Raw genomic sequence first — 16,498 nt, forward strand, 5'->3', positions numbered from 1 at the left:
TTCAGGACGCGAGCGGTGCGAGGAAGGCGCGACGGACGGCGGCGATGTCGGCGTCTTCACGCGATGGATGCACGCGGTTGACGAGCAGCACACCGAAGCCGCCGGAACCGGTGTGGACGGCGAAGCATGTGCCCGTGAATCCGGTATGCCCCACCGCGTCGATGCCGGACATCCACGACTCGTCCCGTACCCGCAACCCGATCGCCTGGCCGTAACCGGCATCGGCACGCACGGTCGGCACGCGGAGTGCGCGCGTGGAGTCCGTGGACAGCACGCGCTCCCGCGGCCCCTGCCCGTCCTCACGGATCATCCGCGCCAATGCGGCGACGTCGTGCACCGACCCGAACAGCCCGGCGTGACCCGCCGGGCGTTCGAGCGCGTGCGCCAGCTCGTCATGCACGTCTCCGCGCACCGGACCGCGGTGCGGCTGATCCTCCGTCGCCACGGCCTCGCGCGGATCGGGCGACGATGTCAACGACCCCGCGCCGATGGCCGTCGCCACCTCCGCCCACAGCTCGGCGAGGGGTCTCCCCGCGACGCGCTCCAGGTACTCCCCTGCGGCGATGAACCCGACGTCGGAGTAGAGGTGACCACCACCGGGTTCAGATCCGAGCGGTCGCTGCAGCACCCGCGCGCGCAACTCATCGCCGCGGATCCCGTCCCGCCACTCGCGTCCCTCGGCCGGCAGCCCTGAGCTGTGCGTGAGGAGGTGGCGGAGGGTGATGCGTCCAGCGCCCTCACCCGAACCGGCATCCAGGACCGGCGCGACGGGCGCGTCGAGGTCGACCCTGCCCTGGTCGACGAGCCGCAGTGCGGCGACCGCGGTGAAGACCTTCGTGAGCGACGCGAGATCGAACAGGTGCCGCTCGTTCAGAGGCGTCCGATCGTCGTGGGCCGGGGTGCCGAGGATCAGCAGATCGTCGACTCCCCGCCCCGGCGTCGTGCGCAGGGAGGCCCACGCCGACCCCGGCGCCCCGTTCACCACGGCCGCTCTCCCGTCACTTGCTCATGCCGGAGGTGAGTCCGTTGATGATCTGCTTGGTCGCGAGCAGGAACAGCACGATGAGCGGGATCGTCGCGATCGTGAGCCCGGCGAACAGCTGCGGCCAGTCGGTGGAGTACTCGCCGAAGAAGCGGGTGAGTCCGACGGGAAGGGTGTACGAGTCCCGGTCGCGCAGCAGGATCAGCGGGTAGAAGAAGTCGTTCCACACCGGCACGAAGCGGAAGACGATCACGGTCGCGAGCGCCGGACGCACGAGCGGCAGCAGGATCTGCACGAAGGTGCGGAACGGACCGGCGCCGTCGATGCGCGCCGCCTCTTCGAGTTCGATCGGCAACGCGCGGAAGAAGACCGTCAGCACGAACGTCGTGAACGGAATGCCGAGGGCTCCGTAGACGAGGATCAGGCTGAACACGTTGCTCGTCATCTTGAGCGAGTCGAGCAGGTAGAACAGCGGCAGGATCGCCAGGTGCACCGGCAGCATGAGCCCGGACAGGAAGACCGCCTCGATGCCACGGAAGAACTTCGCCCGAGCCCTCGCGAACGCGTACGCGGCGAGCACCGAGACGACGGTCGTGACGATGACCGAGCCGACGGTGACGGTGATCGAGTTGAGGAAGTAGGTGTCGAACGACGCGGTGATCCACGCGCTCTGGAAGCTCGTGAACGTCGGAGGGACCGGGAGTCCGAGCGGCTCGGTCGCGATCTGCTGCTGAGTGCGCAACGAGTTGTTGACCATCAGCAGCAGCGGGCCGATGGCGACGAGCGCGTAGCCCCAGAGGAACACGTTCGCGAACAACCGCCCGATGAACGGGGCATCGGCGGTGCGGCTGGAGCGGCGGCGGGGGGCGGAGGAACGACCGGAGACGATCGCTTCGGTGGTGGGCTCCGGACGGGTGTCGAGGGCAGTGCTCATCAGAACAGCTTTCGTTCAGCGCGACGCATCGTCGAGGTGATCACGACCGAGATCACCATGATGAAGATGAACAGGACGGTCGCGAGCGCGGAGGAGACGCCGATCGAGTTCGGGTTCCCCGATTCGAAGGCGGTCCGGTAGAAGAGGAGCATCATGACGTCGGTCGACCCGGCGGGCGCCCCGTTCGAGCCGGCGAGCGCGAACGGAATGGCCATCGCCTCCATGCTGCCGATGAAGGTGAGCACCGTGATGATGCCGATCGTGGGCGTGAGCATGGGCAGCGTGATGTAGCGGAAACGCTTCGCCGCGGTCGCCCCGTCGAGCGAGGCGGCCTCTTCGATCTCCTCCGGGATCCCGCCGAGAGCGGCGCCGTACAGCAGGATCGGGAAGCCGATCCACTGCCAGGCACTCACGAGCACGATCACCCAGATCGCGAGCTGCGGGTCGCCGAGCCAGGGAAGGGCGAGGCTCTCGAGGCCCACACCGCGGAGGATCGCATTCACCGGGCCGAACAGCGGCGAGAGCATGAGCGACCACAGGTAGCCGATGACCATGGGGCTCACCAGGTAGGGCAGCGCGAAGATCGTCTGGAAGAAGCGCTTGGTGCGCTTGCGGCGGTGCAGCAGGGTGGCGATACCGAGGCCGAGCGAGTTCTGGAAGACCAGCGCACCCGCGAACAGCAGCAGGTTGTGCCCGAACGCGTTCCACAGCTCGGAGGCGTAGGGCTCCTTCGTGAGGAGGGTGATGTAGTTCGCGACCCCTGCGAAACCGCCCTGCTTCGTGCCCTGCCAGTCGAAGAACGAATAGCTGAGCGCAGCGAGCATCGGATAGAGGATGAGCACGGCGAACAGCACGGCGGCCGGCAGCACGAACAGGGTGGCCGTCGGGGTGGATAGGGCGATGCCTGCGCGTGTGCGTCGCTTCGTGCCCTCGCGCTTCGCGGGGTCGCGCCGGACGGGGATGGTCAGTGCCATGGTGTGTCTTTCGCTCCGCGAGGGGGCGCCGGATCGACGCCCCCTCGTGTTCGGATCAGGAACCAGGGGTGAACCAGGTGGAGACCCCGGACTGCAGGTCGGCACCGAGCTGCTCCGGCGTCTTGTCGCCGAGGAACATCGCCTGGATGTCCGGGCCCAGGACCGCGGTTCCGGTCGGGTCGCCGTAGCGGAAGTCGACGAGCAGCAGGTACGGCGCCGGGTTGGCGGTGTACTGCTCGTTCATCTCCTGCATGAGCGGGTCGGAGTACTTCACTCCGGGGAGGGCGGAGAACTGGTCCACCTCATCGGCGACGAGCTGACCGAATTCCGAGGTCGTCATCCAGTTCAGCAGCTCTGCCGCCGCCTCCTGGTTCTCGCTGGAGGCGTTGATGCCGAAGCTGCCGTCGGCGTAGCCCGGGGTGACCGCATGGTCCAGAGCGCTGCCGGGGGCCGGGGGCACCTCGTACACGCCCCATTCCGTGTCGGGCGCGGAGTTCTGGAACGTCGGCAGATCGAACGATCCACCGGGCCACTGTGCCGCCTGCCCCGAGGTGAACTGCAGCACGGCGTCGGCGACGGCGATCGCGTTGACGTTCTTGTCGAGGTACTTCTGCATGTCCTTGACGATCTGCAGCGACGACACGTACGTCGGGTCGGTGAAGTCGATGTCGCCGGCGAGCACCTTCTCCTCGAACTCGGATCCGCCGTAGTTCGCCGAGCCCATGATGTCGTGGAACATCGGCAGCACCCAGTCCTCGCGGGCACCGAGTGCCATCGGGGTCACGCCCTCTTTCAGCAAAGTCTCCTGCAGGTCGATGAACTCGTCCCAGTCGGTGGGCTCCTCGAGACCCATCTCGTCGAACATGGTCTTGTTGTAGAACATCTGCATCGTCTGGTACGCGAACGGGACCCCATAGGTCTTCCCGTCGTCCTTGCCCTGAGCTGCCCGCAGCACGGTCGGATCGAACTGATCGAGTCCGTCGACGATGTCGTCGATCGGCACGATCTGCTCCGACTGGATCGCCGGCTGGATGCCGCCGTACGCGCGGAGCATGGCGATGTCCGGTCCATCGCTCCCCTCGAGACCGGTCGCCAGGATCTGGTTGTACTCGGTCGGCTGGAAGCCTTCGAACTGGATCGTGACCCCGGGGTGGGACTCTTCGTACTTGTCGAAGACGGCCTCCCACTTGGGCGAGGAGGAAGCCTGCCACGACCAGATCGTGAGCGTGACATCGCTCTCGGCTTCACCGCTGGACGCGGCGGGGGCACAGCCCGCGACAGCGAGCCCAGCGACGAGAATGCCTGCTGTGGATGCGAGGCGGACGGGGCGGTTTCGCATGATGTTCCTCTCGGACGGTGGCAGCTGCCTGGCACGTCGTGGGCTGCCGTTACTTCGGGGGGAACGCCCTTCGAAGTGCCCTCGGTGCTGAGGACACGTCGCGTGACGTCGATGTCATGCGGCATTCCCGTGGTTGGGGAGATGCCGACATGCCCACTTTGGGCAATCTCTTACAGAAATGCAAGCAAATCTGAAAATTTCTTCCGAAGTGGGTTTCGGCCTGACATCATGGGCACGTGCCGAACAGTGTCGTGACAGCCATCCATCAGCGTCTCTCCGAGTTGACCCCGACCGAGCGCCGTATCGCCGAGTACGTCCTCGCCGAGCCCCAGGCCGTCGTGGAGAGCTCCATCACCCGGTTGGCCGAGGAGTGCGAGGTCTCCGTCGCCAGCGTCGCCCGCTTCACCCGCAGCGTCGGCTTCGGCGGTTACCCGGACATGCGATTGGCGCTCGCGACCGAGCTCAGCCGCAGCGCCTCCGACCAGGAGAGGTTCCAGGTGTCTGCGGGCGACGTCAGCCGCTACGACGACGTCGCGACGACCGTGCGCAAGATCGCCTTCGCGGAGGCCGCCGCGATCGAACGCACCGCCCGCCAGATCGATCTCGACGAACTCGAACGCTGCGTCGCCGAGGTCCGAGACGCGCGACGCATCGACATCTACGGTGCCGCCTCCAGCGGACTCGCCGCCCAGGATCTGGAGCAGAAGCTGCACCGCGCAGGACTCGTCGCCCAGGCCCGCACCGACCACCATCTCGCGCTGACGGGCGCCGCGCTGCTGGACGGGCGGGATGTGGCGATCGCCATCTCCCATTCCGGACGCACGCTCGAGATCGTGCAGGCGGCGCAGGTCGCGGGGAGAGCCGGGGCGACCACGATCGCCATCACGAACAACCCGAAGTCGCCTCTGGCCAGAGCGTGCGACCTGGTGCTCGTCACCGCGGTGTCGGAATCGACGTTCCGCTCCGGCGCGATGGCGAGCCGCATCGCGCAGCTCGCGATCCTCGACTTCCTCTACACCCGCATTGCGCAGGCCGACTACGACACCATCTCGGCGAACCTGCAGCGCACCCTCGACGCCGTCACCACTCACAGAATCGACTGACCATGCACCTCGGTATCGACCGGCTCCTCCGGCACGACCTGCCCCCGCGCCTGCTGACCACGCTGCGCACCGCGCGGATCGGGATGCTCACCAACGACCTGGCGCTGACGTCGCAGCTCACGCGTGGGCGGGCCGCGCTCGCGGCGAAGGGGTGGTCGCTGAACCTGCTCTTCGGCCCGGAACACGGGATGGACGGACGGGCGAAGGAGGGAGCGCTCATCGACGACGTGCGAGACCGCGTCACGGGCGTTCCCGTGCGCAGCCTGTACGGCCCCTCCGTGCGCCCCTCCGCGGAAGACCTCGCCGACCTCGACGTCGTCCTGGTGGATCTCCCGGATGTCGGCGCACGCTTCTACACCTACATCTGGACCATGAGCCACATGCTCGAAGCCTGCGCGCATGCGGGGGTCGCCGTCATCGTGCTCGACCGCCCCAATCCGCTCGGCGGTCTCCTCGAACAGGCAGAGGGTCCGATGCTCGACGAGGCGGCGCAATCGCTGGTCGGGCGCTGGTCGATGCCGATCCGTCACGGACTCACCATCGGAGAACTCGCTCGGCACTGGGTGCGCACCCGCGGCATCGATGTCGAGCTCGACGTCGTCGAGCTCGACGACTGGCGACGCGGGGACACCGCGATCGGTCGCGAAGAGCTCCGCTGGATGCCGCCGTCGCCGAACCTGCCGAGCGCGGCGACAGCCCTGCTCTACCCCGGGACGTGCCTCGCCGAGGGCGTGAACGTCTCCGAAGGGCGCAGCACCGCGGTGCCGTTCCGTGTGATCGGGGCACCCTTCATCGACGCCGAGGACTATGCGCAGGCGGTGGTCGACCTCGATCTCCCCGGGGTGACCGCCTCCCCTTACGGATTCACCCCCCTCGTGCGCGACCATGCCGGCGCGCAGTGCGAGGGTGTGATCCTGCACGTGACCGATGCCGCGGCCCTGCGGCCGGTGCACACCGGGGTGCGCCTCCTGGCACTCCTGGCGGAGATGTACCCGGAGTCCCTCGCCGAACGGTCGCTGATCCCGATGCCGGGAGAGTCGAACTGGTCGCCGCTGGAGAAGCTCTTCGGCGTGCGCGGCGCATTCCGCCAGATCGCCGACGGGAACTGGAACGACCCGGCGACACTCGCAGTACCGGACTGGCCCGTGGCCGTCGAGGCGGATCTGCTCTACGCCTGAGCCTCACTGCGGCTCCGATCTCTGCCCCCTGGCGCGGCGCGCCGTCACCGGGCGTTCACCGCGGCCCGCCAGACTTCCCCCATGAGCGAACCCGAACCTCGCCAGGGCGTTCCCGAGCCCGTGGCGACCGCGAACAGCGGCGCCGTGGCCGTCGTCGGCCTGGATCTGCGCGGCGACACACCCGCGCCGAAGAAGCAGGTGTACTCCTGGGCGCTGTGGGACTGGGCGACGCAGCCCTTCAACACCGTCATCCTGACGTTCGTGTTCACGGCGCTGTATCTCGTCGGCGAGGGCTTCCTGCCACCAGAGGTCGCGTCGCTCGATGTGGACGACCCGGTCCGACTCGCCGCCGAGGCGGATCTCGCGGCCGGTCTCGGCCTGGGGTCGACGATCGCTGCCTTCGGCATCCTGCTGCTGGCCCCCGTGCTGGGTCAGCGCGCGGACGCCGCCGGGCGCCAGAAGCTGTGGCTCGGAATCGGAACCGGCGCACTGGTCATGTGCATGCTGGGCCTGTGGTTCGTCGAACCCACACCGAGCCTGTTCTGGCTGGGAGTCGCCCTGATCTCGGCCGCGACGGTGTTCCAGGAGATCGCGGCGGTGAACTCCAACGCGATGCTCATCGGCATCGCGAACCCGAAGAACGTCGGTCGCATCTCGGGCCTCGGCTGGGGCTTCGGCTACCTCGGCGGCATCATCGCTCTCGTGATCGTGGTCGTGCTCGACACCTTCGACTGGTTCGGCATGTCGACCGACAACGGCCTGGCCTACCGGCTGATCGCGGTCGGATGCGCGGTTTGGGCGATCATCTTCAGCATCCCGATCTTCCTCAACGTGCCGGAGCCCTCACTCGGACGCCCCGAGCGCAGAGTCGGATTCTTCGCTTCGTACCCGCTGCTGGTGAAGGACGTCGCTGGCCTGTACCGCGACCCGGAGACCCGGCCCACCTTCTGGTATCTGCTGGCGAGCGCCGTGTTCCGTGACGGCCTCGGTGGCGTGTTCGCCTTCGGTGCGATCATCGGCACCGCGGTGTTCAAGTTCGAGACGCAGGAGATCATCATCTTCGGCATCGCCGCGAACCTGATCGCGGGGGTCTCGACGATCGCCGCCGGACGACTCGACGACTACCTGGGGCCGAAGCGGATCATCCTCGCCTCGATCGGGTCGATGATCGTCGCCGGCCTCGCGGTCTTCTTCTTGAGGGAAGCGGGCGCCATCGTGTTCTGGATCGGCGGACTCATCCTCTGCGCGTTCGTCGGCCCCGCGCAGGCGGCGGCACGGTCGTTCCTGGCCAGGGTCACCCCGGCCGGCCGCGAGGGCGAGATCTTCGGCCTGTACGCCACGACCGGTCGGGCCGCGAGCTGGATGGCCTCCGGCGCCTGGACCCTGTTGATCGTGCTGACGGCCCAGACCGCGTTCGGCATCCTGGGCATCGTGATCGTCCTGATCGCCGGTTTCCTGCTCTTGCTCCCGGTGAAGGCGCCGCGCTGATCCGAGTCCGGGTCAGCGCTGCCAGTTGTCGGCGAGCTTGTTCAGCAGCCGGGCGAGCTCGACGCGCTCCTCTTCCGTGAAGGAGGTGAGCGCCGTCGCCAGCATCTCGCGACGTTCGCCGCGCATGCCCCTGGCGAGGCGACGCCCCTCGTCCGTCAGCGCGATACGTGTGCGCCGCGCGTCGTCGGGGTCGGCCTCGCGGCGCACGTAACCGCGTTCGACGCCCTGCTGCACGAGCCGTGACGCGCGGGGCTGATCGACCCCGATCGCGGCACCGAGGTCGCTCACGCTCAGCGGCGCGGATGCCGCGGCCAGCGCCTCCAGCATCCGCATGCGGGCGGGGCCGCCGAGGCGACCCGAGGGGTCGGCCATCCACGGCGGCATCCCGGGGTGACCGCGATGGTGCTCGAAGTGGTCGCGAGGATCTTCCCCCGGCGCGACGCCGTGGGGCCCTCCGTGCCATCCGCGCGGTCCGCCATGACCACGGCCGCCCTGGCCCCGCTCGCCCGCGCCCCGCTCCCCCGGTCGGCGTCCTCGCAGACGGGACAGCGCCTGCGCGATGGCCTCGGCGGAGTCCGGCTGTCCGGAGTCCGGCTGTGCGGAATCCCGCTGGGCCGCGTCCGGTGCGGCGTCGTTCGCGGCATCGTTCGATTCGGTGGTCACGGATCGATTTTACATGCGACTTGACATGCATTGCGAGTCCATGTGACACTACATGTACATGCACTGTGACATACACATGCACACTGACAACAAAGTCACCCCGACACGAAGGACTTCCCATGAACACCTCTGAATCACAGAACCCCGAGAACACCTCCCGCCCCTTCGGCTACTGGCTGAAGGCCGCCGACCGCCTCATGGCGGCCGAGTTCGCCACCGCGTTCGACAGCGAGCACGCGAGTCGCCGCGACTGGCGCCTGCTCAACATCGTCGACGGCACCGTCGCATCCGACCGCCCGCTGAACGGCCACAAGCTGCATCGACTCGTCGAGCGCGGCTGGGTCTCCCCCGAGGGAGAGGGCTGGACGCTCACCGACGACGGCCGCGCGGCGAAGGAACGCCTCGGCGCCCTCGTCGACGAGATCCGCACCACGGTCACCGAGGCCGTGCCCCCCGAGGACATGGCCACCACGCTGGCCTCACTCGAGAAGATCGCCCGTGCGTTCGGCTGGGACGAGGAGACTCCTCTTCCCCGTGCACGCCGGCATGGCTTCGGCGGCCCCCGCCACGGTCGCGGCTTTCCCCGCGGCTTCGGACGCCCGTTCGGACGAGGCTTCGGCCGCGGCCCCGAGCGCGAGGCCGTGCACGGCTTCGGACACGACCGTGAGCACGGCTTCGGCCCCGGACACGGCTTCGGCCCGCACGAGGACGCCGAGAACGGATGCCGCCACGGCGAGCCCGGCGCCGGTCACCGCGGTCACGGCCGCGGACACGGACACGGACACGGCGGACACGGACACGGACACGGCGCGCACCGTGCAGAGCGGATCGCTCAGCACGCGTTCGAGCGTGGCTTCGACGCGGGATTCACCCGCGGCCGCGACGCCTGACATCCGCACCACCCTCGAAACGCCTCTCCCGACATCCGGGTGGGGCGTTTCGTGTATCGAGCGACCGCCCGGCCGAGATGGAGGCCCAGCCGCGATGGAGGCCCGGGCTCGGACGTAGGCTGGATCGGTGGCGGATTCGCGGGGCAGAGTGTGGACGGGCGTTCTGCGCGTCGAACCGCACCGCGGTGACCACCGGGTCGCGCTCCGCGCCGCGATCAGCGTCGCGGTCCCCCTCCTCGTGCTCTGGATGCTGGGGCGCCTCGACCTCAGCATCTATGCGAGCTTCGGCGCCTTCGCCGCGCTCTACGGGCGCCATGACGTGTTCCGCGATCGCTTGCGGATGCAGGCCACCGCCGGCGGGGTGATCCTCGCCTCGATGCTCGTCGGCACCGCCCTGTCGGTCCTCGCCGCTCCCGCCCCGGTCAGCATCCTCGTCGTCGCGGTCATCGCATCCGCCGTCACCCTGCTCGCCTACACGATGCGGTGGCACCCTCCGGGGCCTCTGTTCCCGGTGTTCGCGGTCGGGGCATGCGCCACGATCCCGGCGACGACCGCCTCCTTCGGCGACGTGCTGCTGGTCGGCGGTCCGAGCGTGCTGTTCGGACTGGCCATCACCGCCCTCATCGGCGTCTTCACGCGCAGCACTGCCGATGCGTCGTCGAGGTCCCGGCAACCCGTGGGCCCCATAGCCGGAGAGATGGCGGCATCGGTCGGAGTGGCGATCGTGGGAGCAGGCTTCGCCGGCCTGCTGATCATGGACTCCCACTGGTACTGGGCAGCCGTCGGCGCGGTCGCCGCCGTGAGCGGACCGCAGCTGAACGCCCGGGTGATCCGCGGCATCCAGCGCCTCGTCGGCACCCTTCTCGGCGTGCTTGTCGCGGCGGCGATCCTCGCGATCGATCTGCCGCCGCTCGCCGTCATCGCGCTCGTGGTCGTGCTGCAGGCCGCCGCCGAGCTGTTCGTCGGCCGCAACTACGGCATCGCGATGGTGTTCATCACCCCGCTCGCGCTGCTCATGGTGCACCTCGCCGCACCCACTCCCGTCGACATACTCCTTCAGGACCGCGCGATCGAGACCGTGATCGGCATGGCCATCGGCACTCTCGTCGCCGTGGCATCGGCGGCGCTTCGGCGTCGGCCGGGACGCACACGCGCCTGAGTTCGCCTGCGCCGAGGTTCAGGAACGCAGCGCGAAGGTGATCGCCGTCGTGACGGCCTCGTCGGCACCCGCGAAGGGGAAGGTCGTCGTGTTCAGCAGGTACACCCCGACGATGATCGCGGCGACGAGGAGCACGAACAGGAACGCGAAGATCACGACGGTGAGCACGCGATAGCCGCCGGATGTCGGCGCCTCGGGCGCGACCGACGGCTGGGACCAGTCGTCCGCCACTGCGGCGGGCGGCTCTCCTTCGAGGATGGCGGGGGTCGGGCGTGCACGGTCGGAACCGCGACGCGTCGCGGGTGGCGGCGGGACGACCGCATCGACGGACGACACATCCGAGGGGATGTCCGACGCAGGCTCCGCCAGCAATCCCTCCGGGATCGGGATCTCGGGCGGCGGAGGCGGGATGACGACGTCGGCGGGCGGGATCAGCGGCTCATCCGGCATGGCCTCCCGCGCGTCGGGAAGGTCCGCCCCCTCGGGGACGACGGGCTCTTCCGGCGGTGTGCCGCTGACGTCACTCATCTCAGCCTCCGACTGCTCCGATGTCGGTGCTGCCGACATCCGTTCGATGGAAGTTCTGGAACGACCGCGAGGCCGTCGGTCCGCGCTGCCCCTGGTACCGGTTGCCATAGGGGCCGGAGCCATACGGGTTCTCGGCGGGAGACGTGAGCCGGAAGAAGCACAGCTGCCCGATCTTCATCCCCGGCCACAGCTTGATGGGCAGGGTCGCGACGTTCGCGAGCTCGAGCGTCACATGCCCCGTGAAGCCCGGGTCGATGAACCCTGCGGTGGAGTGCGTGATGAGCCCGAGGCGCCCCAGGGACGACTTGCCCTCGAGGCGCGCCGCGATGTCGTCGGACAGCGTGACCTGCTCGAACGTGGCACCGAGTGCGAACTCCCCGGGGTGCAGGATGAAGGGCTCGTCGGGGTCGACCTCGATCAGGCGCGTGAGCTCGGGCTGGTCGACCGAGGGATCGATGAACGGGTACTTGTGGTTGTCGAACAACCGGAAGTACCGGTCCAGGCGCACGTCGATGCTCGACGGCTGGATCATCCCGTCTTCGCGAGGCTCGAGGCCGATGCGGCCGGATGCGAGTTCTGCCTTGATGTCGCGGTCGCTGAGAAGCACGGCACCAGCCTAGTTGTCGCGAGCGGGAACTTGTCCGGCCGATCAAGATCCGCTAGATTGTGTTGACGTCGACATGTTAACGTCAACACAATCTGAATGGACAACGATGTCTGCAAGAACAGCGACCACATCCCGGCGCGCACTCGCCATGGCCGCGGTGCTCGCCGCGACCGCGAGCGGTCTCGCCGCCTTCCCGCAGGCGGCCACGGCTGCGGAATCCGATGTCACCCTGACCCCCAATCCCGCCTATGCGGGCGCCCCCTTCAAGGGGTGGGGTTCGAGTCTGGTGTGGATGGCGAACGCGACCGGCTCGTACCCGGCAGAGCTGCGCGATGAGCTCATCGACAAGGTCTTCGGCGACGAGGGCCTGAACCTCAACATCGCGCGCTACAACATCGGCGGCGGCAACGCGACCGATGTGCCCGACTACCTGCGCCCCGGCGGAGCGGTCCCAGGGTGGTGGAACCCGGATGCTCCGCTCACCGACGACGACGGCGCGATCACGTCGAGCTTCGCCGACCGGGACCGCTTCCGCGCCGCGTGGACGGGCGAGAACGCGAGCGACTACGACTTCTCGGCCGATGCCGCACAGCTCGCCTGGGTCTCGGCCATCAAGGACCAGGTCGACACCTGGGAGGCCTTCAGTAACTCCCCGCCCTACTTCATGACCGAGAGCGGCTTCGTCAGCGGCGGTACCGACCCCTGGGCCGACCAGATCCGCCGCGACTCCCTCGACACTTTCGCGACGTACCTCAAGACCGTCGTCGAGCACGTCGAAGACACCCAGGGCATCTCGTTCGACACGATCGACCCGCTGAACGAGCCGAACACCAACTACTGGGGCACCACGATCGGTGGCGACGGCTGGCCCACGAGCGCGAGCAGGCAGGAGGGTGCCCACGCCGGCCCCGCGCTGCAGGCTGACGTGATCAAGGCGCTCGCCGCTGAGCTGGCCGCCTCCGACACCACGACCGACGCCGTGATCTCCGGCCCCGACGAGACGAATCCGCAGCGATTCGTGGAGGACTGGAACGGATGGGACACCGCGGCACGTGACGCCGTCGCCCAGCTGAACGTGCACACCTACTCCACGGGAGGCCGCCACCTGGCTCGTGACATCGCGAAGAGCGCGGCCAAGCCGCTGTGGATGAGTGAGGTCGAGGGCAACTGGGGCGGCGACAGCTGGAACCCGGATGCCATCGAGAACGGGCTCGGCATCGCCCAGCTCGTCAGCTCCGACCTGCGCGAGCTCGAGCCGGAGGCCTGGGTGCTGTGGCAGCCGGTCGAAGACCTCTACAACATGGAGAAGGTCGAGAAGAAGAACTGGGGCTCGGTGTTCATCGACTTCGACTGCAACGCCGAGGGCGACTCCGCCCGTCGCCTGGCCGACGGCGACGCGGACGCGGGATGCCACGTCCGCACGAACGCGAAGTACAACACCCTGCGCAACTTCACGCACTACATCGAACCCGGCGACCAGCTGGTGCGGGTCGCCGACAACGACACCACGGCGGCCATCGACGGTGACGGCTCCGGCGCCACGCTCGTGCACACGAACGAGAGCGACCAGGCCCGCACGATCACGATCGACCTGTCCCTGTTCGGCGACATCGATCAGGGCGCCACGGTGACCCCCGTCGTGACGACGGAGTCTCCGGCATCCGACCCGACGGCGAACGCTCTGCGCACCGGGACAGCGGTCGCGGTCGGCGCAGACGGGACCGCCGTTCTCACGGTTCCCGCGAAGTCGGTGACCACCTTCGTCGTCTCCGGCGTCGAAGGCATCGCCACCGAGGCACCGGCGCTCCGCGACGGTGAGACGTACACGATCACCGGCGTCCAGAGCGGGCATGCACTGACCGCCTCCGATGACGGCGCCCTCCTCGGCAGCGCCAGGGATCCCGAACTGATCCCCGTGCAGACCTGGACGGCCTCGCTCATCGACGACCAGCCGGGCACCTCGCGCGACCGCTTCGCCCTGCGTGCGGCCGACGGACGTGCGCTGGTCGCCGACGGCGACTCCACGGCCCTGCGCGTGCTCGACGACGCCTCCGCAGCGACAGACCCGTCTGCGCTGTGGATGATGACCTCGACCGACGGCGCGGAGTTCAGCCTGCTGAACGCCGGACGCGGTGCCGTGCTGGATGTCGGAGGCTCCTCGACCTCGGTCGGTGCGAGCGTCGGGGTGTGGCAGTCGAACTGGGGCGCCAACCAGCTGTGGCGGCTCGAGTCGGCACGCGACGACATCGCCCCGTACGCGAGCTTCCGCCCAGGACAGGAATGGCTCGACTCCGACGGCGAGGTGATCCAGGCGCACGGCGGTCAGGTCGTGCCGTCGAAGGATGCCGACGGTCGCACCATCTACTACCTCTACGGCGAAGACCGCACGAACGGGTACCACTCGGCCCCCGGCGTGCACGTCTACAGCTCGTACGATCTATACAACTGGGATGACCGCGGAGTGGCGCTGCGGGCGCTGTCGTCGAAGGACCAGTTCGAGGACGATCCCTACTTCGAGGCGCTGTACGGCGACTACTCCGCCGCCCAGAAGGACGCCGTCTACCGCGATCTCGGCACCGTGCCCGTCGACGGCGTGACCCCGCCGATCATCGAACGACCGAAGGTGATCTTCAACGAGAAGACCGGCAAGTGGGTGATGTGGGCGCACATGGACGGCCCGTCGGCGACGTCGTCCGCGCAGTACGCCAAGGCCAACGCCGGGGTCGCGGTGGCGGACTCGCCGTTCGGCCCCTTCAAGTACATCGACAGCTACCGGCTGCACTACGCACCCGCCGATGCCGAACCGACCAACCACGCCCCGAACAACCGTGGCATGGCGCGCGACATGAACCTGTTCGTCGACGACGACGGCACCGGCTACATCATCTATTCGAGCGAGGAGAACGCGACCATGTTCATCTCCAAGCTCAACGACGACTACACCGACCTGGCGACTCCCGCCGATGAGGCCGTGCTCGGTGTGGACTACAACCGCATCTTCGTGAACCAGTCGAGGGAATCCCCGGCGATCTTCAAGCACGACGAGCGGTACTTCCTGATCACCTCGGGCACCACGGGATGGAGCCCGAACCCCTCACGGTGGGCGAGCTCCAGCGACATCATGGGCGCGTGGACCGAGATGGGAGACCCGTTCCCCTGGTGGGCGCAGAGCAACTCCTGGAACTCGCAGCCCAGCTCGGTGATCCCGGTGGATCGCGAGCACGGCAAGTACATCTACATGGGCGACCGATGGAACGGCGGCGGCGACCTCAAGAACGCGCAGATGGTGTGGCTGCCGATCAACATGGGCGAAGGCGGCGACTCGCTGGCGGTCGAGGTGCACGACGAGTGGACGCTCGACCAGCTCGACCAGTGGTCGGCGTGGGATGTCTCGGCCGTGCCCGAGACGGTGCAGGTCGGGGGCGCACTCGACACACCGGTGGTCAACGTCACCCAGAACGGCATGATGACCGAGCAGCCCGTGACCTGGAGCATCGCCGGCTCGTTCGACGCACCGGGGATCGTCACCGCGACGGGCACCCTCCCCGAGTTCGGCGGACGCACGTTCACCCGCACGATCGCGGTCGTTCCCGAGGGGCTGCGCTACGCGGTCAACGCCGGTGGACAGCAGACCGCGGACTGGTTGGCCCTGCGGGACGCCGCCGAGGACGAGGGCGACCTGCTCAACAGCCGTGCCGATCAGGCGTATGCCGAGGATGCCGCGAGCGGCGCGTCGTGGGGATACGTCAGCGAGGGCAGCAAGAGCGCGGGCACCGTCGACGGAACGATGTTCTCGACCATGCGATACGCGGTCGACGATCGCGACATCGCCTACCGGTTCGGCGACCTCGAGCCCGGTCGGTACAGCGTGCATGTCGGCTACGCGGACCCCTGGGACCAGTGGGACGACCGCGGCGCGAAGGTGAGCGTGAACGGCGCCGTCGTCGAGCAGGACCATGACTACGGCGCGGCCGACGAGGTGCGCAGCTACGGCGACATCGCCGTGGGCGACGAGGGTCAGATCGAACTCGTGCTGCAGCCGACTCGCGACGCCGACGTGCAGGTGAGCTGGATCATGGTGACGCTCGACGAGGCGACGACGCCGGAGCCTGCGCGGGTCACGCTCTCCGCGGATGCCGTCACGGCCGGTCAGCAGATCACGATCGACGTCGCCGGGCTGGAGCCCGATGAGGTGGTGTCGTTCGCGCTGCACTCCGACCCGATCGACATGGGAACCGTCACGGCGGATGGATCCGGAGCCGGGACGCTCTCCTGGCGCGTGCCGACCGATGTGGCCGCAGGACAGCACCACGTCGTGATGACGCGCGCCGACGGCACCGAGGTGCGGGCTCCCCTGACGGTGCGCGCCGCACAGCCGGGGACCGGCGGAGTCGGCGGAGGGACCACCACCGGAACCGGCTCCGGCGCCGCCGGCGGCCTGGCCTCCACCGGACTCGACACCGCCGGGCTCACCTCGGCGCTGGCCCTCGCGGCGCTGCTGCTCGCGGCCGGCGGCCTGGCGTTCGCCCGACGACGGGGCGTCCGCCGCTGATCGACGCGATCATGGGGTGCCATCGCAGATCACCGTCTGCGGTGGCACTCCGACGCGTCCCGTGCTTTGGCCATCGGGCGGCGTACAGGTAGGCTGGCCTT

At 68.6% G+C, this 16,498-nt stretch carries 13 protein-coding genes; 6 read left to right on the forward strand and 7 right to left on the reverse strand.

What is annotated here, in order from left to right:
- Window position 1 precedes the first annotated feature (1 nt).
- The 4 genes from ASC55_RS09850 to ASC55_RS09865 are packed head-to-tail and all read right to left on the reverse strand — an operon-like array spanning window position 2 to window position 4,229.
- Window positions 2-985, reverse strand: coding sequence for a serine hydrolase domain-containing protein (locus ASC55_RS09850; RefSeq protein ID WP_055874888.1), 984 nt, complete (start codon window positions 983-985; stop codon window positions 2-4).
- Window positions 986-998: 13 nt separating this feature from the next.
- Window positions 999-1,916: a carbohydrate ABC transporter permease gene (locus ASC55_RS09855; protein ID WP_017829671.1), complete on the reverse strand. Its 918-nt coding sequence runs from the start codon at window positions 1,914-1,916 to the stop codon at window positions 999-1,001.
- Entirely contained in the window at window positions 1,916-2,890 is a 975-nt protein-coding gene (locus ASC55_RS09860; RefSeq protein ID WP_055866355.1) for a carbohydrate ABC transporter permease, read from the reverse strand. Before ASC55_RS09860 ends, ASC55_RS09855 begins: the two co-directional genes overlap by 1 nt.
- A 55-nt stretch (window positions 2,891-2,945) precedes the next feature.
- On the reverse strand, window positions 2,946-4,229 hold the full coding sequence (locus ASC55_RS09865; protein ID WP_055866357.1) for an ABC transporter substrate-binding protein: 1,284 nt from the start codon (window positions 4,227-4,229) through the stop codon (window positions 2,946-2,948).
- A gap of 236 nt (window positions 4,230-4,465) precedes the next feature.
- Between ASC55_RS09865 and ASC55_RS09870 the strand changes: the two genes are divergently transcribed.
- The 3 genes from ASC55_RS09870 to ASC55_RS09880 all read left to right on the forward strand — a co-directional run bounded on the left by ASC55_RS09870 (window position 4,466) and on the right by ASC55_RS09880 (window position 7,998).
- A complete protein-coding gene (locus ASC55_RS09870) occupies window positions 4,466-5,332 on the forward strand; it encodes a MurR/RpiR family transcriptional regulator (RefSeq protein WP_051056561.1) in 867 nt (288 codons plus the stop codon).
- A gap of 2 nt (window positions 5,333-5,334) precedes the next feature.
- Entirely contained in the window at window positions 5,335-6,510 is a 1,176-nt protein-coding gene (locus ASC55_RS09875) for an exo-beta-N-acetylmuramidase NamZ family protein (RefSeq protein WP_055874889.1), read from the forward strand.
- Window positions 6,511-6,591: 81 nt separating this feature from the next.
- Window positions 6,592-7,998, forward strand: coding sequence for an MFS transporter (locus tag ASC55_RS09880; RefSeq protein ID WP_055874892.1), 1,407 nt, complete (start codon window positions 6,592-6,594; stop codon window positions 7,996-7,998).
- 12 nt (window positions 7,999-8,010) lie between these two features.
- On the opposite strand, the gene ASC55_RS17715 is transcribed toward ASC55_RS09880, so the two are convergent.
- Window positions 8,011-8,661, reverse strand: a complete 651-nt coding sequence (locus tag ASC55_RS17715; protein WP_235563214.1) for a MarR family winged helix-turn-helix transcriptional regulator — start codon at window positions 8,659-8,661, stop codon at window positions 8,011-8,013.
- A 119-nt stretch (window positions 8,662-8,780) separates the two neighbouring features.
- Here ASC55_RS17715 and ASC55_RS09890 point away from each other — a divergent pair, with 119 nt between their 5' ends.
- Complete coding sequence (locus tag ASC55_RS09890; protein WP_055874896.1) at window positions 8,781-9,551, forward strand: hypothetical protein; 771 nt, start codon at window positions 8,781-8,783, stop codon at window positions 9,549-9,551.
- A 127-nt stretch (window positions 9,552-9,678) separates the two neighbouring features.
- The gene (locus tag ASC55_RS09895; protein WP_055874899.1) at window positions 9,679-10,710 is read left to right on the forward strand and encodes an FUSC family protein; all 1,032 of its coding nucleotides are present in this window, start codon (window positions 9,679-9,681) and stop codon (window positions 10,708-10,710) included.
- 18 nt (window positions 10,711-10,728) lie between these two features.
- Here the strand turns inward: ASC55_RS09895 and ASC55_RS09900 are convergent, their stop codons facing one another.
- Both ASC55_RS09900 and dcd read right to left on the reverse strand, forming a co-directional pair.
- Entirely contained in the window at window positions 10,729-11,238 is a 510-nt protein-coding gene (locus tag ASC55_RS09900) for a hypothetical protein (protein ID WP_055874900.1), read from the reverse strand.
- Window position 11,239: 1 nt separating this feature from the next.
- The gene (gene dcd / locus ASC55_RS09905) at window positions 11,240-11,845 is read right to left on the reverse strand and encodes a dCTP deaminase (protein WP_055874903.1); all 606 of its coding nucleotides are present in this window, start codon (window positions 11,843-11,845) and stop codon (window positions 11,240-11,242) included.
- Between the two features lie 106 nt (window positions 11,846-11,951).
- Here dcd and ASC55_RS09910 point away from each other — a divergent pair, with 106 nt between their 5' ends.
- A complete protein-coding gene (locus tag ASC55_RS09910; RefSeq protein WP_082524289.1) occupies window positions 11,952-16,397 on the forward strand; it encodes a glycoside hydrolase in 4,446 nt (1,481 codons plus the stop codon).
- The last annotated feature ends 101 nt before the right edge of the window (window positions 16,398-16,498 follow it).

It is taken from the genome of Microbacterium sp. Root322, from assembly GCF_001425645.1.
GTDB lineage: Bacteria > Actinomycetota > Actinomycetes > Actinomycetales > Microbacteriaceae > Microbacterium > Microbacterium maritypicum.

Bases quoted from the DNA above. Each gene is read 5' to 3' on its own strand.
- ASC55_RS09855 (WP_017829671.1), bottom strand. From the start codon at position 1,916: ATGAGCACTGCCCTCGACACCCGTCCGGAGCCCACCACCGAAGCGATC.
- ASC55_RS09860 (WP_055866355.1), bottom strand. From the start codon at position 2,890: ATGGCACTGACCATCCCCGTCCGGCGCGACCCCGCGAAGCGCGAGGGC.
- ASC55_RS09865 (WP_055866357.1), bottom strand. From the start codon at position 4,229: ATGCGAAACCGCCCCGTCCGCCTCGCATCCACAGCAGGCATTCTCGTC.
- ASC55_RS09875 (WP_055874889.1), top strand. From the start codon at position 5,335: ATGCACCTCGGTATCGACCGGCTCCTCCGGCACGACCTGCCCCCGCGC.
- ASC55_RS09880 (WP_055874892.1), top strand. From the start codon at position 6,592: ATGAGCGAACCCGAACCTCGCCAGGGCGTTCCCGAGCCCGTGGCGACC.
- ASC55_RS09890 (WP_055874896.1), top strand. From the start codon at position 8,781: ATGAACACCTCTGAATCACAGAACCCCGAGAACACCTCCCGCCCCTTC.
- ASC55_RS09900 (WP_055874900.1), bottom strand. From the start codon at position 11,238: ATGAGTGACGTCAGCGGCACACCGCCGGAAGAGCCCGTCGTCCCCGAG.
- ASC55_RS09910 (WP_082524289.1), top strand. From the start codon at position 11,952: ATGTCTGCAAGAACAGCGACCACATCCCGGCGCGCACTCGCCATGGCC.